Origin of the sequence: Methylomonas koyamae (assembly GCF_001644025.1) — a bacterium.
Taxonomy (GTDB): Bacteria; Pseudomonadota; Gammaproteobacteria; order Methylococcales; family Methylomonadaceae; genus Methylomonas; species Methylomonas koyamae_A.
Map to the genome: position 1 here is coordinate 1 of NZ_LUUK01000174.1, position 20,420 is coordinate 20,420.

At 56.7% G+C, this 20,420-nt stretch carries 21 protein-coding genes; 14 read left to right on the forward strand and 7 right to left on the reverse strand.

The window, feature by feature from the left end; genetic code table 11:
- From A1355_RS13625 to A1355_RS13635, 3 genes are all read left to right on the forward strand, one after another.
- Nucleotides 1–1,900, forward strand: a 1,900-nt coding sequence (locus A1355_RS13625; RefSeq protein WP_197471808.1) for an efflux RND transporter permease subunit, incomplete at its 5' end; no start/stop codon positions are given.
- 55 nt (nucleotides 1,901–1,955) lie between these two features.
- A complete protein-coding gene (locus A1355_RS13630; protein ID WP_064029020.1) occupies nucleotides 1,956–2,390 on the forward strand; it encodes an HMA2 domain-containing protein in 435 nt (144 codons plus the stop codon).
- A gap of 216 nt (nucleotides 2,391–2,606) precedes the next feature.
- Nucleotides 2,607–3,416 carry a sulfite exporter TauE/SafE family protein gene (locus A1355_RS13635; protein ID WP_064029022.1) on the forward strand — a complete coding sequence of 270 codons (810 nt, stop codon included), beginning with the start codon at nucleotides 2,607–2,609 and terminating at the stop codon, nucleotides 3,414–3,416.
- Between the two features lie 203 nt (nucleotides 3,417–3,619).
- Here the strand turns inward: A1355_RS13635 and typA are convergent, their stop codons facing one another.
- The 4 genes from typA to A1355_RS13655 all read right to left on the reverse strand — a co-directional run bounded on the left by typA (nucleotide 3,620) and on the right by A1355_RS13655 (nucleotide 7,407).
- Nucleotides 3,620–5,443 carry a translational GTPase TypA gene (gene typA / locus A1355_RS13640; RefSeq protein ID WP_064029024.1) on the reverse strand — a complete coding sequence of 608 codons (1,824 nt, stop codon included), beginning with the start codon at nucleotides 5,441–5,443 and terminating at the stop codon, nucleotides 3,620–3,622.
- An 82-nt stretch (nucleotides 5,444–5,525) separates the two neighbouring features.
- Nucleotides 5,526–5,918, reverse strand: a complete 393-nt coding sequence (locus A1355_RS13645) for a rhodanese-like domain-containing protein (protein WP_064029026.1) — start codon at nucleotides 5,916–5,918, stop codon at nucleotides 5,526–5,528.
- Nucleotides 5,915–6,505, reverse strand: a complete 591-nt coding sequence (locus A1355_RS13650) for a class I SAM-dependent methyltransferase (protein ID WP_064029028.1) — start codon at nucleotides 6,503–6,505, stop codon at nucleotides 5,915–5,917. Before A1355_RS13650 ends, A1355_RS13645 begins: the two co-directional genes overlap by 4 nt.
- Nucleotides 6,502–7,407: a LysR family transcriptional regulator gene (locus A1355_RS13655; protein WP_064029030.1), complete on the reverse strand. Its 906-nt coding sequence runs from the start codon at nucleotides 7,405–7,407 to the stop codon at nucleotides 6,502–6,504. Before A1355_RS13655 ends, A1355_RS13650 begins: the two co-directional genes overlap by 4 nt.
- Before the next feature lie 182 nt (nucleotides 7,408–7,589).
- Here A1355_RS13655 and A1355_RS25735 point away from each other — a divergent pair, with 182 nt between their 5' ends.
- The 8 genes from A1355_RS25735 (at nucleotide 7,590) to A1355_RS13690 (ending at nucleotide 12,686) form a co-directional block, all read left to right on the forward strand.
- Nucleotides 7,590–7,739, forward strand: a complete 150-nt coding sequence (locus tag A1355_RS25735) for a hypothetical protein (RefSeq protein WP_168030132.1) — start codon at nucleotides 7,590–7,592, stop codon at nucleotides 7,737–7,739.
- Nucleotides 7,740–7,915: 176 nt separating this feature from the next.
- Nucleotides 7,916–8,245, forward strand: a complete 330-nt coding sequence (locus A1355_RS13660) for a phosphoribosyl-ATP diphosphatase (RefSeq protein ID WP_064029032.1) — start codon at nucleotides 7,916–7,918, stop codon at nucleotides 8,243–8,245.
- Nucleotides 8,246–8,258: 13 nt separating this feature from the next.
- A complete protein-coding gene (tatA, locus tag A1355_RS13665; RefSeq protein WP_064029034.1) occupies nucleotides 8,259–8,477 on the forward strand; it encodes a Sec-independent protein translocase subunit TatA in 219 nt (72 codons plus the stop codon).
- Nucleotides 8,478–8,480: 3 nt separating this feature from the next.
- Complete coding sequence (gene tatB, locus A1355_RS13670) at nucleotides 8,481–8,804, forward strand: Sec-independent protein translocase protein TatB (RefSeq protein ID WP_064029036.1); 324 nt, start codon at nucleotides 8,481–8,483, stop codon at nucleotides 8,802–8,804.
- Nucleotides 8,779–9,528 (forward strand): twin-arginine translocase subunit TatC, encoded by a 750-nt coding sequence (gene tatC / locus A1355_RS13675; protein ID WP_064029038.1) that lies wholly within the window; start codon nucleotides 8,779–8,781, stop codon nucleotides 9,526–9,528. Before tatB ends, tatC begins: the two co-directional genes overlap by 26 nt.
- Nucleotides 9,525–10,211, forward strand: a complete 687-nt coding sequence (locus A1355_RS13680) for a YggS family pyridoxal phosphate-dependent enzyme (RefSeq protein ID WP_064029040.1) — start codon at nucleotides 9,525–9,527, stop codon at nucleotides 10,209–10,211. The genes tatC and A1355_RS13680 overlap by 4 nt, the downstream gene beginning before the upstream one ends.
- Nucleotides 10,212–10,265: 54 nt before the next feature.
- Entirely contained in the window at nucleotides 10,266–12,026 is a 1,761-nt protein-coding gene (argS, locus tag A1355_RS13685; protein ID WP_064029041.1) for an arginine--tRNA ligase, read from the forward strand.
- The gene (locus A1355_RS13690; protein WP_064029044.1) at nucleotides 12,027–12,686 is read left to right on the forward strand and encodes an SPOR domain-containing protein; all 660 of its coding nucleotides are present in this window, start codon (nucleotides 12,027–12,029) and stop codon (nucleotides 12,684–12,686) included.
- Nucleotides 12,687–12,691: 5 nt separating this feature from the next.
- On the opposite strand, the gene A1355_RS13695 is transcribed toward A1355_RS13690, so the two are convergent.
- Complete coding sequence (locus A1355_RS13695; RefSeq protein WP_064029046.1) at nucleotides 12,692–13,138, reverse strand: DUF2721 domain-containing protein; 447 nt, start codon at nucleotides 13,136–13,138, stop codon at nucleotides 12,692–12,694.
- Nucleotides 13,139–13,338: 200 nt separating this feature from the next.
- Between A1355_RS13695 and A1355_RS13700 the strand changes: the two genes are divergently transcribed.
- Nucleotides 13,339–14,409: a TIGR03790 family protein gene (locus A1355_RS13700; RefSeq protein WP_082885541.1), complete on the forward strand. Its 1,071-nt coding sequence runs from the start codon at nucleotides 13,339–13,341 to the stop codon at nucleotides 14,407–14,409.
- Between the two features lie 10 nt (nucleotides 14,410–14,419).
- On the opposite strand, the gene A1355_RS13705 is transcribed toward A1355_RS13700, so the two are convergent.
- Nucleotides 14,420–15,787: a diguanylate cyclase gene (locus tag A1355_RS13705; RefSeq protein ID WP_064029048.1), complete on the reverse strand. Its 1,368-nt coding sequence runs from the start codon at nucleotides 15,785–15,787 to the stop codon at nucleotides 14,420–14,422.
- Nucleotides 15,788–15,931: 144 nt separating this feature from the next.
- Nucleotides 15,932–16,525 (reverse strand): nitroreductase family protein, encoded by a 594-nt coding sequence (locus tag A1355_RS13710; protein WP_064029050.1) that lies wholly within the window; start codon nucleotides 16,523–16,525, stop codon nucleotides 15,932–15,934.
- A 523-nt stretch (nucleotides 16,526–17,048) separates the two neighbouring features.
- Between A1355_RS13710 and ileS the strand changes: the two genes are divergently transcribed.
- Together ileS and lspA are read left to right on the forward strand one after the other, a co-directional pair.
- Nucleotides 17,049–19,874, forward strand: a complete 2,826-nt coding sequence (ileS, locus tag A1355_RS13720; protein WP_064029054.1) for an isoleucine--tRNA ligase — start codon at nucleotides 17,049–17,051, stop codon at nucleotides 19,872–19,874.
- Nucleotides 19,867–20,346, forward strand: coding sequence for a signal peptidase II (lspA, locus tag A1355_RS13725; protein ID WP_064029056.1), 480 nt, complete (start codon nucleotides 19,867–19,869; stop codon nucleotides 20,344–20,346). The genes ileS and lspA overlap by 8 nt, the downstream gene beginning before the upstream one ends.
- The last annotated feature ends 74 nt before the right edge of the window (nucleotides 20,347–20,420 follow it).

Here is a 20,420-nt window from a genome sequence, read left to right on the forward strand (position 1 = left end):
CATCGCGGTCGAAATGATGGCTTCGAAAATGGAGCAGGGCTGGGAGCGTACCAGGGCGGCGGCCTTTGCCTATACCTCGACCGCGATGCCGATGCTCAGCGGTACCTTGGTCACCGCCGCCGGTTTTTTGCCGATCGCCACCGCCGAATCTTCGACCGGCGAATACACCCGCTCGATTTTCCAGGTGGTGGTGATTGCGTTGTTGGTGTCTTGGGTCGCTGCGGTGGTGTTTGTGCCTTATTTGGGATTTCGGCTACTGCCGAATTACCGAGATCGCCACGCCCGACCGTCGGTGTTTGCCCGCTGGTTGGCGCGCGCGGGAATCGGCAGCGAGGCGACCGGTCACGACGATTTGTACCAGACGCCTTTTTATCGCCGGTTTCGCGGGTTGGTGGCCGGCTGCGTCTCGCATCGTTGGTTGGTGATTACGATTACGTTGGCAATGTTCGTCGGGGCGATCGTCGGTTTTAAATTCGTGCAACAACAATTTTTTCCGGATTCGACCCGGCCCGAACTCGTCGTGGATCTACGTTTGGCCGAAGGCGTATCTTACGCGGCGACCGAAGCCGAGGTGAAAAAACTGGAAGATTGGTTGAGCCGGCAATCCGGCATCGAAAACTACGTGGCCTATGTGGGCAACGGCAGTCCGCGCTTTTATCTGCCGTTGGATCAACAGTTACCGCAGCGCAATTTTGCCCAATTCGTGGTTTTGACTCAGGGACCCACGGAACGCGAGGCGCTGCGGCTTCGCTTGATTCAATTGTTCGAACAGGATTTCCCCAATTTGCGGGGCAGCGTGCTGCGTTTGGAAAACGGCCCGCCGGTCGGTTTTCCGGTGCAGTTTCGGGTATCCGGACCGGATTTGAGCGAATTGCGCCGTCTGGCTCGACAGGTGGCCGATACGATGCGCGCCACCCCTTATTTGTCCAATGTGCAATTGGACTGGGAGGAACCGGTCAAAGTCGTCAGGGTCGACGTCGATCAATCCAAGGCTCGTCTGCTCGGCATTGGCTCCAACGACATCGCCAATCTGATCAACGGCGCTTTGCAGGGATTGTACGTCACCGAGTTTCGCGAGGACATCGAGCGCATCGATTTGCTGATTCGCGGCACCAAGGTTGAGCGCCAGCATTTGTCGCTATTGCAGCATCTGATGTTGCCTACCAGGAGCGGGCATAGCGTGCCGTTGTCGCAAATCGCGATTTTGGAATACGGCTTTGAGGAGGGCGTGATCTGGCGCCGGAATCGGATTCCGACCGTGACGGTGCGGGCGAATCTGTACGGCGACATCCAGGCGCCGATGGTTTCGGCCCGGATCGAGGCCGATCTGGCCGAATTCAAACGTAAGCTGCCGGTCGGGTATCGCTTGGAAACCGGCGGCGCGGTCGAGGAGTCGGCGAAAGGCGGCGAGTCGGTGGCTGCCGGTATGCCGCTGTTCGTCATCAGCGTCTTGACGGTGTTGATGATTCAGTTGCAAAGTTTTTCCCGAGTCGCGTTGGTCGTATTGACCGCGCCGCTTGGCATGATAGGCGTGACACTGTTCTTGTTGCTGTTTCATCAGCCGTTCGGCTTTGTGGCGATGTTGGGCACGATCGCGTTGTCGGGCATGATCATGCGTAATTCGGTAATCCTGGTCGATCAAATCGATCAGGATAAAGCGGCCGGCCGCGCCGATTTCGATGCCATCGTCGATTCCACGGTGCGGCGTTTTCGCCCTATCGTGCTGACGGCCGCAGCGGCGATATTGGCGATGATTCCGCTGACGCGCAGCGCGTTTTTCGGCCCCATGGCGGTCGCCATCATGGGGGGGCTGACCGTCGCCACGTTGCTGACCCTGTTGTTTTTGCCAGCCCTATATGCCGCCTGGTTTCGAGTCGAAATGCCGGAAGCGAGCGATTAGTCGTCGCATCTCCGTGTGCGGCGATCCTTTCAATTTTCAATGATAAACGGATTGCATGAGCAGAATTGTATCTTCGTTGCCTGGGCGAATCAGAATACGCGACAAAGGCTTGCGGGACCCGGCTCGACAAACTCAACTTAGCCGGGAGTTGGCAAACATCACGGCGATTACCCAATGGCAAGCCAATCCACGCACCGGCAGTGTCGTCGTGAGTTTCGATCCCGGGGATACACCGATGGCAGAGCTGGAAGCCAAACTCGATGCCGCCGTCGACAATGTCTTGGGCGACGCGTTAACGCCGCCGCTGTTGACCAAGAAGCGCATTAACCGTTACAACAAAATCGCCATGTTGGGGAGTCTGGCGGCCTCGCTGGCACTTACTGCGGTGCGCCGAAAACGCTGGCGGCACTGGCATGCGGCGACGGGCTACCTGTTCGTCGCCAATTTAGGCGTGCATTTATATCTTTACCGGAAATCGCTATTCCGCTAAGTACCGCGCTCGCGGTTCTAAAAGGTGGAGCGTGCGACCTTGAGGGGCCGCCGGCGACTTGGCTGGATTGCCACAGTGATGGTGGCAATCGAGGCTGCGGGCTTTTGTATCTGAAAAAGGCATAATAGTATTCATTTTTATCATTAAAATGCCGACCGGTAACGCTGGCATAATGTCCGCGCTTATCTGAATTAACGAAATAGAAGGCCGGAAATTATGAATTTAATGTATACGCTGTCGGGTTTTGTAGTCGGTTTGCTGGTGGGCGTGACCGGCGTCGGCGGCGGCTCTTTGATGACGCCGTTGTTGGTGTTCCTTTTCGGTTTCAAACCAGCCGTCGCGGTCGGTACCGATCTGTTATACGCGGCGATTACCAAAACCGCCGGCGTTTTTGTTCATCACGGCAAGCACAAGTCCGTGGATTGGCGCATCGTCGGTTGGCTCGCGCTGGGTAGCTTGCCGTTCGCGGGTATGACGCTTTACGTGCTGAAAAATCTGATGGCGGTCGGTAAGGAAACCACCGGTATGATTACTTTCACGTTGGGCGTGGCTTTGTTGCTGACGGCCTGCGCGTTGCTGGTTCGTAGCTGGATGCTACGTCATTCGGCGAAAGAAGAAATCGACGACGAGCATAGCAATCAGGATAACAGTGGCCGGTTTTCGCCGAGTTGGGAGCGATTTGCAACGGTGTTGACCGGCGCGATATTGGGCGTGTTGGTGACCCTGTCGTCGGTGGGAGCCGGTGCGCTGGGTACCGTCGCGCTGCTATTTCTATATCCGAGAATGACCACGCTGAAAATTGTCGGCACCGATCTGGCCCATGCGATTCCATTGACCGCAGTGGCTGGGCTTGGGCACTTGAGTCTCGGAAACTTCGATTTGCAATTGCTGTTGAGCTTGTTGGCGGGTTCTCTGCCGGGTATCTGGCTGGGTAGCCACTTGAGCGCGAAGATTCCGGAGCAATTTCTCCGTCCGGCCCTGGCGACCTTGTTGCTCGTGATCGGTTTGAAGTTTGTGCTGCAATAAACCGAGGTTCAACGCGTGCGGCACCGGTTGGCGCGTGCCGATCTTTGTCGATGATGCTGTTTGGCTGGATTGACTGGGTGCGGCAAGACGGCGTGGCGGGTCGTGGATTCGCCGGTCCGGCAATAGCGGGGTTCCGGACCACTCGATCAGATCGCCGGCCTCGAAGTGAGAAACCGGCGATTTTCAGGTTTGCGCGTGCTGGCTTATTCGGCTGAACGCGAGGCGCGTTTGCGGTCGTTCTCGGATAGCAGCTTTTTACGCAGGCGTATCGATTGCGGCGTGACTTCGACCAGTTCGTCCTCGTCGATGAATTCCAAGGCCTGTTCCAGCGTCATTTTTTGGATGCGGGTCAGGATCAGGTTTTCGTCGGTGCCGGCCGCGCGGATGTTGGTGAGCTGTTTGGCCTTGGTCGGGTTCACAACCAAATCGTTGGCGCGCGAATGAATGCCAACCAGCATGCCTTCGTAGACTTCGTCGGCATGCACGATGAACAATTCGCCGCGTTCTTGAAGGGCGAACAGCGCGTAGGCCAAAGCCTTGCCTTGAACCATCGAGACCAATACGCCGCGCTTGCGCACACCGAAGGTGCCGGGTTTGACCGGGCCGTAATGGTCGAAGACATGGTAGAACAAGCCGGAGCCGGAGGTGGCGGTCATGAACTCGGTCTGGAAACCGATCAGGCCGCGCGACGGTACCATATATTCCAGGCGGATACGGCCCTTGCCGTCCGGGACCATGTTCAGCAAATCGCCCTTGCGCTCGCCGAGTTTTTCCATGATCGCGCCCTGATGTTCGTCTTCCACTTCGATGGTGACCATTTCGAACGGTTCGGTGGTGACGCCGTCTTCTTCCTTGAAAATCACTTCAGGACGCGACACGCCTAATTCGAAGCCTTCGCGACGCATGTTTTCGATCAAAATCGACAAATGCAATTCGCCTCGGCCGGACACTTTAAATTTGTCCGGATCGCTGGTGTCCTCGACGCGCAATGCGACGTTGTGCTGCAATTCCTTGTGCAACCGATCGCGTATTTGCCGCGACGTGACGAATTTGCCTTCCTTGCCGGCGAACGGCGAGTTGTTGACCTGGAACGTCATGCTGACGGTCGGTTCGTCGACTTTCAGCGGCGGCAAGGCTTCGACCGCGTCCTGCTGACATAACGTGTCTGAAATTTCCAGTTTATCGATACCGGTGAACGCGATGATGTCGCCGGCTTGCGCTTGCGGCACTTCGATACGTTCCAGCCCCTTGAAACCGAAGATTTGCAGCATTCGGCCGTTGCGGGTGGCGCCTTCTCGGTTGATCAAGGTCAGCGGTTGGTTGGTTTTGACGCTGCCGCGCTGGATGCGGCCAATGCCGATCACGCCAACATAGCTGTTGTAGTCCAGGCTGATGACTTGCATTTGGAACGGGCCGTCGATATTGACCGGCGGCGGACTCACCTTGTCGACGATGGTTTGGAACAGCGGGGTCATGTCACCGCCCTCGACGGTGCTTTCCAGTTCCAGACCCGCGTAACCTTTCAGCGCCGAGGCATAGACGATCGGGAAATCCAATTGTTCGTCGGTGGCGCCGAGCCGGTCGAACAAATCGAAAGTTTGGTCGATGACCCAGTCCGGGCGGGCGCCGGGGCGGTCGACTTTGTTGATGACGACGATGGGTTTCAAGCCCAGGGCGAAGGCTTTCTGAGTCACGAAGCGGGTTTGCGGCATAGGGCCGTCCACGGCGTCGACCAGCAACAATACGCAATCGACCATGGACAGCACCCGCTCCACTTCGCCGCCGAAATCGGCGTGGCCCGGTGTGTCGACGATGTTGATGTGATAGCCGTTCCAGTCGATCGCGGTATTCTTCGCCAGAATGGTGATTCCGCGTTCTTTTTCCAGCGCGTTGGAGTCCATCACGCGTTCGTCGACTTTTTCGTGGGCGTCGAAGGTGCCGGATTGTTGCAGCAATTGATCGACGAGAGTGGTTTTGCCATGGTCAACGTGAGCGATGATGGCGATGTTTCTAAGTTTTTCTATCACAGGATTGTCGGATTTTTAGAGAATAGGGAAATCGATGTAGGTAGAGGCGCTTGCCTCGATACTGAAAAATACTTGCGACGGCTTAGCTTTGTTCCCAGGGCAGGCCGTGGAAACGCCAGCCGCCGAGTTTTCCGCGGTGTTTTTGCTCGTCCAGCGGGCCTTCGAAGCCTTCCAGGATGTTGACCAAATGCCGGTAGCCGGCCGCTTCCAGAGCTTTGGCGGCTTCGACCGAGCGGACGCCACTGCGGCATAACAACAAAATCGGCGCCGATGGGTCCGGGGCGTGTTGTTGCACCTGCTCCACGAAGGTCGGGTTGAGTTGCATGCCGGGGAATTCCTTCCAGGCGATGTGTATCGCTTTGGGAGGATGGCCGACGAAACCGTGTTCGATCGCGGTTCTAACGTCGATCAGTACCGCGGATGGGTTGTTCTGCAGTAAGGCCCAGGCTTGTTTGGGGTCGAGATTGTCTATCATGGTGTCGAGTCAAGGTTGGTATTCTGTCCGATGAAGGCCGCTTCGTTGCGTGGTCCGCGCCGCAAGTCGCCGGTGCGGGCGTATTCCCGGTAATATACCGGCGTCAGCGGGGCAAACAGTTGTAACAATTCGTTGCGGTTCAGCAGGAAAGCGGGGTTGCTGGGGCCGATCGGTTCCGGTTTGTCGCGGATAAAGGTTTGATAAAACAACAAGCCTTCGGGCTTCAAGGCCGTCATTATCGCATTACACAGGGTGCGGTCAAGAAAACGACTGATGACAATTACATCGAATAGCTGATTGCGCAAGCTGTCGGCTTCGATACGGTGTTGCCGGCAGGTGATGTCGAGCGATCTTAGCTTGGCGTGGGAGGCTAGTATTTCCAGTGCGCGCGCGGAGATGTCCCAGGCTTGGACGCGCAGGCCTTGCTGGGCTAAAAACAAAGCATTTCCGCCTAATCCGCAAGCCAGATCCAGCGCAGAGCCCTCGGCCGGTAACAGGAAGGGGTGTTCAGCCAGCACTTCGGTCGGCGGTCCTGGTTGGTGGGCGGCTTGATAGATCGCGTCCCATTTTGCTTGCAGGTCGTTCACGGCGGATCCATGCCGATGCGATGCGGCAGCCAAGCTTGGATAAAGTCCAGAAAAGATCGTACCTTGGCCGACAAATATTTGCGGTGCGGATAAACCGCGTAAATTTCCAGCGGGGTGATGCCGTATTGTTCCATCACCACTTGCAAGCGACCTTGTTCGATGTCGCGGCCGACGATGTAGCGCGGCAGCATGATCAGGCCAAGGCCGTTGACGGCGGCATTGCGGATCGGGTCGGCCATATTGGCCTGCATCCGGCCGGTCACGGTCACTGTCCGTTCGCCGAGAATGCCTTTGAAACGCCATTTATTGCGTGGTGGAATCGCCCAGTTGATCAAGCAGCTATGATCCTCCAGGTCTTCCGGGTCTTGAGGAGTGCCGTGCAGCTTCAGATATTCCGGCGAAGCGCAAACCACCAGCGACGAGGTGGCGATTTTGCGGGCGACCAAGCTGGTGTCGTTAAGTTGGCCCAGGTAAATCGCCAAATCGACGCCTTCGTCGATCAGGTCTACCTGGCCGCCTTTTAGCACCATATCGACCGACAGGTCCGGATAGTTTTTCAGATACTCGGTCAGTCCGGGCGAAATGTGGCTGGCGCCAATGACCGGCGGCGCCAGGATTTTCAACATGCCGCGCGGTTCGGTTTGTAAATGGGTGACCGCCGACTCCATCTCGGCGACGTCCAACAGCACCTGCTGACAGCGTTCCAAATAGGCTTCGCCGGCCTCGGTTAGACTTAGGCTGCGGGTGGTGCGGTTGAACAAGCGGGTGTTCAATTCGCTTTCGAGCTGCATGATGTGTTTGGTGGCCATCGCCCTGGAAATGTCCAAGTCCTTGGCGGCGCCGGCAAAGCTACCGGCTTTGGCGACGCGTACAAACACATTCATGCTGGTCAGTTTATCCATCGAAACCTCCTTGGTCGTCTGGGGGGATAGGCGTGCTAATACGCTAATTGTTTCTCTAATGGATACAATTTATTTAATAAATTCCGAATTGTAAACTTTTTTTTGTACTGTATAGTATGCGGCAACTGAAAAGCAAACAGATGGAATCTTGTCAAGGGCAAGGTTGAGAGGAGATGAAAGCGATGCAAGACATGAAAAAAGATATTCTGATCGGTACTTTGTTTTTTGCCGGGATTTGGAACTTTATGTCCGGTTTGTTTTTGGTCTCGACGGTTCTGTTTGCGGCGACGTCGATGTTTAGCAATATGTCCAAAGCTCAGTCCAACGGCTGATCCCGAATTTGTAACTACCTCCTGGTGTTGTAATAACGAGCGGTAACCTCCTTCTTAAGTACTCCGCTTGGTTTTTTGCCTTCCACCGCGCAAGCGCTGGGAGGTTTTTTTTGCCCGTCGGTTTTTGCGGCGGTCGTGTTATGATTTTGACTTTATTAACCATTGTCCCTGGTTGAATGAGCGACGTTCTGCACCAACTTGCCGAAGTTCTCGAACAGCGCAAGCAACAATCCGCCGATCAGTCTTATGTGGCGGGTCTTTACGCCAAAGGTCTGGATCAAATCCTAAAAAAGATCGGCGAGGAGGCCACCGAGACGGTCATGGCCGCTAAAGACGGCGATCCGGAAAAGATTGTCTACGAAGTCGCCGACCTCTGGTTTCACAGCATGGTGTTGCTGGCGCATCAAGGGCTGGGCCCGGATGCCGTGTTGAACGAGTTGCGCCGGCGTTTCGGCTTGTCCGGACTTCAAGAAAAAGCGCAGCGTCAATCTTCCCAAACGAATTAATTAGGAGCGAGTCATGGGCTTCAGTATTCCGCATTTGTTAGTGGTGTTGGTGATCGTGGTTCTGGTCTTCGGTACCAAGCGCTTAAAAAACGTCGGTGCCGATCTGGGCGAGGCGATCAAGGGTTTTCGTTCGGCGGTCAAGGAAGGAGGTGAATCCGATAAGTCGTTAGCCAAGGAAAATGGCGAAACCCTGGAAGGCGAAGTGACTCATAAAGAAAAAGATCAGGTCTAAGCCATGTTCGAAGTCGGTTTTTCCGAGTTGCTGATGATAGGGCTAGTGGCCCTGCTGGTGCTGGGGCCCGAAAAGCTGCCTAAGGCCGCGCGCATTGCGGGTTTATGGGTGGGTAAGGCGCGCGGCATCATTTCGACCGCCAAGGCCGAAATCAAACAGGAATTGCAGGCCGAGGAAATGCGGCAATTGTTGCAACAGCGAATCGGAGCCGACGAATTGCAACAGGCCTTGAGAGACACCCAGTCCGCCGTGGACGACATCAACTTTAGCTTGCAGGCGCCGACCGAGACCGATCAGCCCAATGACCCGCCCAAATCCGCAGGATAGCGAACAATCTTTTTTCAGTCATCTCGTCGAATTGCGCGACCGCCTGCTTAAGGTGGTGTTGTGCGTACTGTTGGTGTTCATCGGTACCGCCAGCTATGCCAACGAGATTTACGCCTATTTGGCGGAGCCGCTGTTGGCGCACATGCCTAAAAACAGCTCGATGATCGCTATCGACGTCGCTTCGCCGTTTTTCACGCCGTTCAAGCTGGCCTTCGTCGTCGCGGTGTTCGCCGCCATTCCGTTTATTCTCTATCAGTTTTGGGGCTTCGTCGCGCCGGGTTTATACCGTCATGAAAAGCTGATGGTATTGCCGTTATTGGTTGCCAGTACCTTGTTGTTTTACGGCGGCGCGGCATTTGCGTATTTTCTGGTGTTTCCGTTGGTGTTCGGTTATTTGACCGCGACCGCGCCGGCCGGGGTCGCGGTGATGACCGACATCGCCACCTATCTCGATTTCGTATTGGGGATGTTTTTTGCGTTCGGAGTTTGCTTCGAGGTGCCGATTTTTACGATCGTACTGGTTTGGGCCGGCATCGTTTCGCCGGAAAGTTTGGCCGAAAAGCGTCCTTACGTCATCGTCGGTGTGTTTGTGGTTGCGATGTTTTTGACGCCGCCGGATGCTTTGTCGCAAACCTTGTTGGCCGTGCCGATGTGGATGCTGTTCGAGTCCGGCTTGTTGTTTTCCCGTTTGTTCGTGGGTAAGCGGAGCGATGAGTCGTCATGACGACGATAGCAGAGCGTTTCGCGGCGGTGACCGCCGAATTGCGCGCCGCCGAGATCGCCGTCGGCCGGGCGACCGGATGCGTGCGTTTGTTGGCAGTCAGTAAAACCAAACCCGCCGCCGACGTGGCCGCCGCCTATCGTTGGGGGCAGCGCCATTTCGGCGAAAATTACCTACAGGAGGCTTTGATAAAGCAGCAGGCATTGTCGGCGTTTGCGATCTCCTGGCATTTCATCGGGCCGATTCAATCCAATAAAACCAAGCCGATCGCCCAGCATTTCGCCTGGGTGCATAGCGTCGATCGACTGAAAATCGCCGAGCGGCTCAGCGAGCAGCGCCCGGATTATCTGCCGCCGTTGAATGTTTGCTTGCAAGTCAACATCAGCGGTGAAGCCAGTAAATCCGGTGTGGCGCTGGCCGAGCTGCCGGCGTTGGTCGAACAAGTGGCGAAGTTGCCCCGGTTGAGGTTGCGCGGCGTGATGGCCATACCCGAGCCGCAATCCGACTATGCCGCGCAATGCCAGCCTTACCGCTCGCTTTGCTCGGCGGTTCAGGCGTTGAATCTGCCTGGGTTGGATACCTTGTCTTACGGCATGAGTGGCGATTTGCGGGCCGCGGTCGCCGAAGGCTCGACGTTGGTGCGGATCGGCACGGCGCTGTTCGGCGAGCGTTCTAGCCTTCGCTAGGGTTTTCGTGGATAATGGCGAACATTTTTCGACGAATCCGCATCGACCGACGCAATGAAACAAACGCTGGAATCTCTGTTACAACAATCCGTTAACGCACTGAAAGCGGAAGGCATACTCGACAGCGATTTTGAAGCTCAAATCAATCTGGAGCGGACCAAGGACGCCCAGCACGGCGATTTCGCGACCAATCTAGCGATGTTGTTGGCCAAGCCGGCCAAATCCTCTCCCAGAGTTCTGGCCGAGAAAATCGTGGCAGCGTTGCCTGTCGATACGTTGGTTAGCAAAGTCGAGATCGCAGGCCCCGGCTTCATCAATTTTTTCATTAATCCCGACAGTCAGTTCGAAGTCGTCAAACAAGTTCTGGACGCCGGCGCCGGTTTCGGCTTGAGCACAATCGGCGCAGGCCAGCGGGTACAGGTCGAATTCGTTTCCGCCAATCCGACCGGGCCCTTGCATGTCGGGCACGGACGGGGAGCCGCCTACGGTTCGGCGGTGGCCGATCTGCTCGAAGCGGCCGGTTTCGAGGTCGAACGCGAGTATTACGTTAACGATGCCGGCCGACAGATGGATATTTTGGCCACCAGCGTCTGGCTACGCTATTTGGAAGCCGTAGGCGAAGTCTTGACGTTTCCGAGCAACGGCTATCGCGGCGAATACGTTCGCGACATCGCGGCGAATCTGCAGCGAAATGCCGGCGAGGCCTACCGTCGGCCAGTGGAGCAAGTGCTGGCGGATTTGCCCGCCGACGAGCCGCAAGGCGGCGATAAGGAAAAGCATATCGATGCGCTGATCGAACGCGCTAAAAGTTTGTTAGGTGCCGAGGCTTACGGCGCGGTATTCGATGCCGGCCTGAATGAGATTCTGGCTGATATCAAGGACGATCTCGAAGAATTCGGCGTTGGTTACCAGAACTGGTTTTCCGAACGCTCGCTGATGGACGACCGGTCGGTGCAAACCGCATTGAAGCGCTTGGAAGACGCCGGGTATTTGTACGTGCAGGACGGCGCTACTTGGTTCGCGTCCAGTCGGCTCGGCGACGAGAAGGATAGAGTGGTGGTGCGCGATAACGGGCAGACCACCTATTTTGCGTCCGATATTGCCTACCACATGAATAAGCTGGATCGAGGTTTCGACCGGATCGTCAACATTTGGGGTGCCGACCATCACGGTTACATTCCGAGGGTGAGGGCGGCGATGCAGGCGCTGGGCGCCGACGAGGCCAAATTGAAAGTGCTGCTGGTGCAATTCGCGGTGTTGTATCGCGGCGACGAGAAGGTGCAAATGTCCACGCGATCCGGCGAGTTCGTCACGCTACGCCAGCTTCGCGGCGAAGTCGGCAGGGATGCCTGCCGCTTTTTCTACGTCATGCGTAAGTCCGAGCAGCATATGGATTTCGACCTGAAATTGGCGACCTCGAAAACCAACGAAAATCCGGTGTACTACGTGCAATACGCGCACGCCAGGGTGTGCAGCGTGTTACGGCAGTTGGACGAGAAAGGCCGCCGTCGCGATCCGCAATTGGGCCTGGCCAATCTAAACTTGCTGACCGAGGAACAGGAAAGCGCGTTGTTGACCACCTTGGCTAAGTATCCGGAGGTGCTGGAAAAGGCCGCCGTTCAATATGAACCGCACCAATTGATTCAGTATCTACGCGAGTTGGCCAACCAGTTCCACGCTTATTACAACGCCCACCAATTCCTGGTCGATGACGAGCGCTTATGCAATGCCCGCCTGAATTTGATTTGCGCGGTCAAGCAGGTACTGGTTAATGGTTTGACCTTGCTGAAAATTAACGCTCCAGAAGCGATGTAAATGGCCAGAGATTACAAACATCGCGTCCAGTCGGCCAGTTATGCCAATAGCCGCAGGCGCCCCCAGAAAAAAGGGATAGCGCCGTGGCGTTGGTTGGTTGTGATCGGCTTGGTGGCGGCTTTTGTGGTGTTTTTGAATATGATCCGCAAAATGGTGCCGGAACTGACCGCCGCCAAGCCGGAATTGGCGACGCCGCCGGCCGCCGAGATCGTCAAGCGCGAATTGCCGGTGCAATCGCCGACGCCGGCCAAGGCGGATTCGAAAGAGACCAAGCCCGAGGAGGCTAAAGCCGAAACGGCCGCGCCGGCGGAGCCGGAAGAGCCGCGTTACGAGTTTTATACCATCCTGCCGCAGGCCGAAGTCGTGGTCCCCGATTACGAAATCAAGACACGGGTGCGCGAGCAGTTGGTCGGCAAGACCAAGGCGACCAAATACGTGATGCAGGCAGGCTCGTTTCGAGAGGCGGCGGAAGCGGAGCGGCATAAGGCCAAGCTGGCTTTGTTGGGGATAGAATCTCGCGTCGAGAAAGCGAAGGTCGGCGAAACCATTTGGCACCGTGTCAAGATTGGCCCCTACGATAACCCGGCCAGCGTATCGACGATCAAGGAATTGCTGCAGAAAAACGGCATCGGCGTGATTGTGACCGAGAACGGTCATTAGTCCGTTTATTTATTCAGATGCCGCTGCCGGCGGCGCGGCGCGATAATGCCGGTCGCCAGTGAAATTTCCCGCAAAAAGCATAACAATCCGGCAATCAATGCCAGCATCGCCGCGACGAATAGCGTCGACACCAAATTCGACAGATCCACCGTGACCTGGACGCCTAGGAACATCGTGACGATCGATAAGCAAATCAATAGCGCGCACACCGTGCACAACGTAATCGCCCAGCGAATCCAGAGGCCGCGTCTGGCCAGTGTTTGCATCTCGGCATAATGTTTGTCGCCTTCCTCTCCGGCCAGCTTGGACAGCGTTCGAAACCGGTCTACAGCTCGGCCAAGCCGGTTAGTTAGGACACTCAACAAGCCGGCGACACCGGTCAGTAGAAACACCGGGGCAACCGCCTGTTGGATAACGTGGGCGACGGTGGGGATATTGTCTATGGCGTCCATCTGATTTTTTCCGCGAATGAATTGTATTTTGACCGAAGGTGGGGCCTGAACTATTCGGTCGGCTAAGCGATCAAACAGCTATCTTGTGGCCCGCGCATTGGTTTGGGGATTTTACAAATCCTGGTTGCATTTAGGCCAGTGCCGACTACATTGGCGGTTTAGCTTTACTCGTCGGCAGTCGTCTTTTCTGGAGTTCCCCGGTGTCCTATCTTCGAATCCTCAACTTGGCGTTAATCGCTTTATTGGCGAGCGGCGTATGCTCGCGGGCCGGGCTGGCGGCGATTTCGCCGCTCTATCAGCCGTCGCCGGCGCTGGAGGCGGCCGATTTGGCGGTCATTGTAAACGACGCCGATCCGTTGAGCCGGCGCATTGGCGAATATTATCAGGTCAAGCGGCGCATCCCGGCCGATCAGATCATCCATGTCAGCTTCGCGCCGAATCGACCGGTCATGTCTAAGCAGGAATTCACGGCGCTGAAACAAAAGCTGGACCAGCGGACGCCGGAAGCCGTGCAAGCGTATGCGATCACTTGGTTGCAACCGTTCCGGGTTGAATGTATGTCGATTACGACCGCGCTGGCGGCCGGTTTCGATTCGTCGTTTTGCGCGAAAGGCTGTCAGCAAACCCGTGGGAATCCGTATTACGCGTCCGAAACCGATCGTCCTTTTAAGGCGCACGGTTGGCGACCGACGATGGCGGTGGCCGGTGCGACGTTCGAGGAGGCCAAGCGCTTGATCGATACCGGTGTCGCCGCCGACTACAGTCAGCCCAAGGGCGCGGCCTATTTGCTGAAAACCTCGGATAAGGCGCGCAGCTCGCGGGCCGTTTTGTTTCCGGAAATCGCCAAGGGTTTGAGCCAGTTTTGGCCGGTGTATTATTTGGAACAGGATTACATTGCCGGTCGGCAGGATGTGATGTTTTATTTTACCGGCTTGACCAAAGTGCCGCATATTGCCGATAACCGCTATTTGCCCGGCGCGGTGGCCGATCATTTGACGTCGTCGGGCGGCGTGATGTCGGGCAGCGATCAAATGAACATTCAGGAATGGTTGCGGGCCGGGGCGACCGGCAGTTACGGCGCGGTGGTCGAGCCGTGTAATTTTCCGGCCAAGTTTTCCAATCCCGGCGTCCTGATGTACTTTTATTTGCGCGGCAGCAGCCTGATCGAGGCTTATTGGAAAAGCGTCGCGCAGCCCGGTCAAGGCATTTTTGTCGGCGAGCCGCTGGCCAAACCGTTTGCCTACCCGCCGCGCGTCGGCGCGGAGCATTGAGTACTTTGCGTCAATCCGCGACGACAACCCGGTTGCGGCCGCCGTTTTTGGCCAGATACAGGGCCTGATCCGCGCGGGTAATCAAATCCAGGCGGTTATCGCCGTGCTCTGGATAGAGCGACATACCGATCGAGGCCGTGACGCTCGTTCTGGTCCCGGTTTCGGTTTTGTAAGACAGGCTTTCCACCGCCGACCGTAGCGAATTCAGGCGTTCGACGGCGGCGTCCACGGCGATTTCGGTCATGACGATGACGAATTCCTCGCCGCCGTATCGGCAGACGATGTCGTTGCCGCGCCGGAAGCGACTCATCAATTGCGCGACTTGCCTTAATACCTCGTCGCCGGTGTCGTGTCCGTAAGTGTCGTTCAGCCTCTTGAAGTGATCGATGTCCAGTATGGCGATTGCCAGCGTTTGGTCGGCTCGGTGCATACGGACCAGCTCCCGATCCACTGCTTCTTCTAGAAAACGGCGATTGAACAGTCCGGTCAACGGATCCCGTATCGATAGCGCATGCAATTCCTCGCGCAAGGTCAGATTGGCGAGCGCCAGACGGGCGCTGTCGGCCGCGGTTTCGGCAATCGAGAATTTGCGCTGAATTTCTTCCGGGTCCATACCGCCTAAGTGGTACTCGATGTGAATCAGGCCTAATCCGTGAGAGTGGGCCAGTAGCGGAATGCAAATATAAGCGGCGGTCGTTTGCTTAACGTGCCGGCAAATTGGATTGATGGCGCGTCCGTCGCCGGCGATATGAATTCGCCCGCGCCGCATGCCCCAGCAATCGTTCGGCATGAACAGTTTTTCCAAGTCCGTCCGGCCCCATTGATCCACCAGAGTCAGTGCGCGGGATTGCGGTTCCATGATGTAAACCCCGCCTTCGGTGTTGGGAAACAGTGCGACCAGCGCCGTTTTGATAATCGGGTAGGCTTCGTCCGTTTTCTGGCAGCTCTGCAACAAGTCCGTCATTTCCCGAATCAGTTGCATTTGGGCGATCGCCGATTCGAGTTCCCGTTGGGCTTTTTTCAGCGCGGTGATGTCGCGCGCCGCCGCGAATAGGCCGGCAACATTGCCTTCCTCGTCCCGGTATACCGACGCGTTATAGAGCACCTCGGTGATTTTGCCGGAGGCGTGGCAGATTGCTAGCGGGTAGTCCATTACCGTGCCTTGCGAGAAGGCCAGCTGATAACCGTCTCGGGCTCTCTGTGGCTCGGTGAAGTAATTGGAAAAATCGCTGCCGATCAGGGCTTTTCGTGGGACGCCGGTGACTTTTTCGGTAGCTCGGTTTACATCCATGATTTTGCCGTCGGCGCTAATCGTTACCAAGGGGTCCAAACTGGCTTCTATCAGGCTGCGGGCGTAAGAGCTTCTAGAATGTTTCATGGCATGGGCTCCGGCGACGACGATATGGCGCTCCCTGCGACGCGCGACATAAGGCGGCTAGACGCGCGCTTGGTCTGGACGCGCGAAATCCTTGAGGTTTCAAGAGATTCTTCGAACGGCGATTTTACCCGCCTGGCGCCGGGATTATTCGTCCCAGTGGCCGAAGTATGCACGTTGCCGCAGTTCGGCGCGGCTCCGAACCGCCAGTTCGGCCGTTCGAAATTCCTCGGGAAGTTCCTCGGCATCCGCTTGATAACCGATCGCCAGCATCGCCATCGGCGTGCAATGCTCGGGTAGGCCGAAAGCTTGCCGGGCCGCCGCCGCGTCGAAACCGCCCATTTGATGGCTCGCCAGGCCCAGCGCACCGGCTTGCAGGCATAGGTTTAAGGCCGCCGCCCCGGTATCGTACATCGCCCAACGGTTGGCTTGGCCGTTGTGGTTGAAGTTCGCCATCGCGACCGATAGGATTAGTACCGGCGCGTGGCGGGCCCATAGCCGGTTTTTGTCGTTGATGATTTCCAAAGCCCGCGCCCAAGCGTCCGGGTGGGTGGATTTGTCGCAAACCACGAAGCGCCAGGGTTGATCGTTGAAGCAGGAGGGCGCCCAGCGCGCGGCTTCCAGTAACGCGGTCAGGTCTTCGGCCGATACCGGACGATCCGGGGCGAAAGCCCTGGGACTCCAGCGTTGGGCGATCAGTGGGTGAATGGCGACCGAGGTGAGGGCGGGTTTGTTGGACATCTCGACTCCTTGCTGCGGGTGTAGGGAAGTGACTTGCAAAAACCGAAATTAGCGCTAATATAATAGCGAATCAAAATTATAATAACGAGAAGGGGGTTCATCATGCCAAAAAGCACTCACTTTTGGACCATGATTTTTTTCGGTATGGCCTTTATTGTGGCGCAGTTTGCCGAATCCGCCATTGCGAAAACGGGGGATTCCGCCGCATTGCGAATGTCCAACCTTTTGGATTACGACCATCCGTTTACCGCGGTCGCCGTCAGCGCCTTGATTGCGGGCGTCTACTGGCTGTACTGGTTGCGACACAGGGTCTGACACGACTCTCTCTTTGACACCCGCGTCAAGCGGATAGCGCCCGTCGGATTCCGGCCGTCATTCGGCTGGATAACCGCAGTCCACGCTTTCTAGCGGTCAGTTAATGATGCTAGAATCGCTCGTTTAATTATGCCATTTAATTCATCAGGCTAATCGATACCGGCGCTTTTCGCTCGCTCGGCGTCGATTCGCCCATCCAGATACGAGCATGGACTACAAACAAACCCTGAACCTCCCCAAGACCGAGTTCGCGATGAAAGCCAATCTGGCTCAACGCGAGCCGGAGATGCTGAAACAGTGGAACGAAAACCAGCTGTATCAAAAAATTCGCGAGGTTTGCGCCGGCCGGCCCAAATTCATTTTGCACGACGGCCCCCCTTACGCCAACGGTGCAATTCACATCGGTCATGCCGTCAATAAGGTCCTGAAGGATATCATCGTCAAATCGAAGACCCTGGCCGGTTTCGATGCACCCTATGTGCCGGGATGGGATTGCCACGGCTTGCCGATCGAATTGATGGTTGAAAAGTCGGTCGGCAAGGCCGGCGTCAAGGTTTCGCCGGCCGAATTTCGCAAGGAATGCCGCGCTTACGCCAAGAAACAGGTTGGCATTCAAAAAGAAGAGTTCATTCGTCTCGGGGTATTGGGCGATTGGGACAATCCCTATCTGACGATGGATTTCGCCTTCGAGGCCGACATCGTCCGCGCCTTGGGTCGCATCGCCGCCAAGGGCCATCTCAGCAAGGGTTTCAAGCCGGTGCATTGGTGTACCGATTGCGGTTCGGCGCTCGCCGAGGCGGAAGTCGAATACGAGGACAAGCATTCGCCGGCGATCGACGTGCGCTTTGCCGTCGTCGACGAGCATGCCTTCATGGAAAAATGCCATCACGCCGGCGACCGCGAAGGTAAAGGCCCGCTGTCGGTGGTGATCTGGACTACCACGCCGTGGACCTTGCCCGCCAACCAGGCCGTGGCTTTGAATCCGGAGCTGGAATACGCCGTGGTGCAATGCGAGATCGACGGCCAGACCGAGCGGCTGCTATTGGCCGAGGCCTTGTTGAAAGACGCCGTGTTGCGTTACGGTATCGGTGAGCACCACATCGTCGGCTACTGCAAGGGCAACGCGCTGGAAGGCTTGTTGTTGGAGCATCCGTTCTATGACCGGCAAGTGCCTATCATCCTCGGCGAACACGTCACCACCGATGCCGGTACCGGCGCCGTGCATACCGCCCCCGGCCACGGCCAGGAAGACTACGTGGTCGGCATGAAATATGACCTGCCGGTCGATAATCCGGTCGGCGGTAACGGCGTGTTTCTGCCCGGTACCGAGTTATTCGCCGGCCTACACGTATTCAGTGCCAACGACAAAGTACTGGACGTGTTGCGCGAACGCGGAAAGCTGTTGCACCACCATGCCTTGCTACACAGCTACCCGCATTGCTGGCGGCACAAAACCCCGATCATCTTCCGCGCCACGCCGCAATGGTTTATTTCGATGAACCAAAATGGTCTGCGCGACACTGCATTGAACGAAGTCAAGCGCGTCGATTGGGTGCCGGATTGGGGCCAGGCACGCATCGAGGCGATGATTTCCAATCGCCCGGACTGGTGCGTCTCGCGCCAGCGCACCTGGGGTGTGCCGATTGCCTTTTTTGTGCATAAAGAAAGCGGCGAGCTGCATCCGCGCAGTGCCGAATTGATCGAACGAGTCGCGCAGCGTATCGAACAACACGGCATTGATGCCTGGTTCGAGCTGGATGCGGCTGAGTTATTGGGTGCCGAAGCGGAAGACTACGAAAAAGTCGCTGACACGTTGGATGTCTGGTTCGACTCCGGCGTGACCCACGCCGCCGTGTTGGAACGGCGCGAGCAACTGAAATTTCCGGCCGATTTGTATCTGGAAGGCTCGGACCAACATCGCGGTTGGTTCCAGTCGTCGCTGATGGCTTCCGTGGCGATGAACGATGTCGCGCCTTATAAAGAGGTCTTGACCCACGGCTTCACGGTCGATGCCGAAGGCAAGAAAATGTCCAAATCCAAGGGCAACGTGGTGCTGCCGCAGACGGTGATGAAATCGCTGGGCGCCGACGTGCTGCGGCTTTGGGTGGCCAGCACCGATTACCGTTACGAAATGTCGGTCTCCGACGAAATCTTGAAACGCACTTCCGACGCCTATCGCCGCTTGCGCAATACCGCGCGCTTTTTGCTGGCAAATCTGGACGGCTTCGACCCGGCTCAGCATTTGGTCGGTAAAAACGACCTGCTGGCACTGGACCGCTGGGCGGTCGACAAGGCCTGGCAGTTGCAGGAAGAAATCAAAACGGCTTACGACGATTACCAATTCCAGGTGATCTATCAAAAAGTGCTGAACTTCTGCAGCATCGACTTGGGCGGCTTTTATCTGGACATCGTCAAGGACAGGCAATACACGGCCAAGGAAGATTGTCTGGCGCGCCGCTCCGGCCAAACTGCGATGTATCACGTGGTGGAGGCGTTGGTACGCTGGCTGGCACCCATTACCAGCTATACCGCCGACGAAATCTGGTCTGTCATTCCCGGCCAGCGCGGTGAATCGGTATTTATGGAAACCTGGTACCAAGGCCTGTTCCCGTTGGAGGCCGATGCCACGATCAATCGCGACACTTGGGACAAGGTCATGGCAGTGCGCGCGGCGGTTTCCAAGGAACTGGAAGCCCTGCGTAAAGACGGGGCGATTGGCGCGTCGTTGAATGCCGAAGTCGAACTTTACTGCGACGAGGTCTACGGCGCGGAATTGAACAAGCTGGGCAAGGAGCTGCACTTCATCTTCATTACGTCGAACGCCGGCGTTTCCGATATGCGATTCTGTCCGGACGATGCGGTCGTAACCGACATCGACGGCTTGAAGGTCAAGGTCAGCGTCTCCGAACAACAAAAATGCGTGCGTTGCTGGCATCAGCGCTACGACATCGGCGAACATCCGGAGCATCCGGAGTTGTGCGGCCGGTGCGTCGAGAACGTGGCGGGCGTAGGCGAGACGCGATTGTATGCTTAAGTGGTTATGGGTTTCCGTATTGGTGTTGGTGCTCGATCAGGCCAGCAAACTGGCGATCGACGCCCACTTTCAGCTCTACGAATCAATTCCGCTGTTGCCGAATTTCAATTTGACTTACGCCCGCAATACCGGCGCCGCGTTCAGTTTTCTGGCCCAGGTCGGGGGATGGCAGCGCTGGCTGTTCGCCGGACTGGCGGTAGTGATGAGCAGTATTATCGGCATTTGGCTGTACAGGCTGAAACGGCACGAAACCATGATGGCCTGGGCCTTGTCGCTGGTGTTGGGCGGGGCGATCGGCAATCTGATAGATCGGGTCGCCTATGGCTACGTGATCGATTTTCTCGATGTTTTTTACCGGGATTGGCACTGGCCCGTCTTTAATATTGCGGATTCGGCGATCTGCGTCGGCGTTGGCTTGATGGTGTTGGAGAGCTTCGGCATCGGGCGACGAACGGCGGAGGTTCTGGAGTAGCGTTGCGCCAACCAGTTGACTTGCCGCAACGAACCCTATCGGTTGCGCGATTGGTATCGGTAAATTGCGGCGTC

What these genes read in the sequence shown, in the direction of transcription:
- A1355_RS13630 (WP_064029020.1), top strand. Translation starts at nt 1,956, where the DNA reads ATGAGCAGAATTGTATCTTCGTTGCCTGGGCGAATCAGAATACGCGAC.
- A1355_RS13635 (WP_064029022.1), top strand. Translation starts at nt 2,607, where the DNA reads ATGAATTTAATGTATACGCTGTCGGGTTTTGTAGTCGGTTTGCTGGTG.
- A1355_RS13645 (WP_064029026.1), bottom strand. Translation starts at nt 5,918, where the DNA reads ATGATAGACAATCTCGACCCCAAACAAGCCTGGGCCTTACTGCAGAAC.
- A1355_RS13655 (WP_064029030.1), bottom strand. Translation starts at nt 7,407, where the DNA reads ATGGATAAACTGACCAGCATGAATGTGTTTGTACGCGTCGCCAAAGCC.
- A1355_RS25735 (WP_168030132.1), top strand. Translation starts at nt 7,590, where the DNA reads ATGCAAGACATGAAAAAAGATATTCTGATCGGTACTTTGTTTTTTGCC.
- A1355_RS13660 (WP_064029032.1), top strand. Translation starts at nt 7,916, where the DNA reads ATGAGCGACGTTCTGCACCAACTTGCCGAAGTTCTCGAACAGCGCAAG.
- tatA (WP_064029034.1), top strand. Translation starts at nt 8,259, where the DNA reads ATGGGCTTCAGTATTCCGCATTTGTTAGTGGTGTTGGTGATCGTGGTT.
- tatB (WP_064029036.1), top strand. Translation starts at nt 8,481, where the DNA reads ATGTTCGAAGTCGGTTTTTCCGAGTTGCTGATGATAGGGCTAGTGGCC.
- tatC (WP_064029038.1), top strand. Translation starts at nt 8,779, where the DNA reads ATGACCCGCCCAAATCCGCAGGATAGCGAACAATCTTTTTTCAGTCAT.
- A1355_RS13680 (WP_064029040.1), top strand. Translation starts at nt 9,525, where the DNA reads ATGACGACGATAGCAGAGCGTTTCGCGGCGGTGACCGCCGAATTGCGC.
- argS (WP_064029041.1), top strand. Translation starts at nt 10,266, where the DNA reads ATGAAACAAACGCTGGAATCTCTGTTACAACAATCCGTTAACGCACTG.
- A1355_RS13690 (WP_064029044.1), top strand. Translation starts at nt 12,027, where the DNA reads ATGGCCAGAGATTACAAACATCGCGTCCAGTCGGCCAGTTATGCCAAT.
- A1355_RS13695 (WP_064029046.1), bottom strand. Translation starts at nt 13,138, where the DNA reads ATGGACGCCATAGACAATATCCCCACCGTCGCCCACGTTATCCAACAG.
- A1355_RS13705 (WP_064029048.1), bottom strand. Translation starts at nt 15,787, where the DNA reads ATGAAACATTCTAGAAGCTCTTACGCCCGCAGCCTGATAGAAGCCAGT.
- A1355_RS13710 (WP_064029050.1), bottom strand. Translation starts at nt 16,525, where the DNA reads ATGTCCAACAAACCCGCCCTCACCTCGGTCGCCATTCACCCACTGATC.
- ileS (WP_064029054.1), top strand. Translation starts at nt 17,049, where the DNA reads ATGGACTACAAACAAACCCTGAACCTCCCCAAGACCGAGTTCGCGATG.
- lspA (WP_064029056.1), top strand. Translation starts at nt 19,867, where the DNA reads ATGCTTAAGTGGTTATGGGTTTCCGTATTGGTGTTGGTGCTCGATCAG.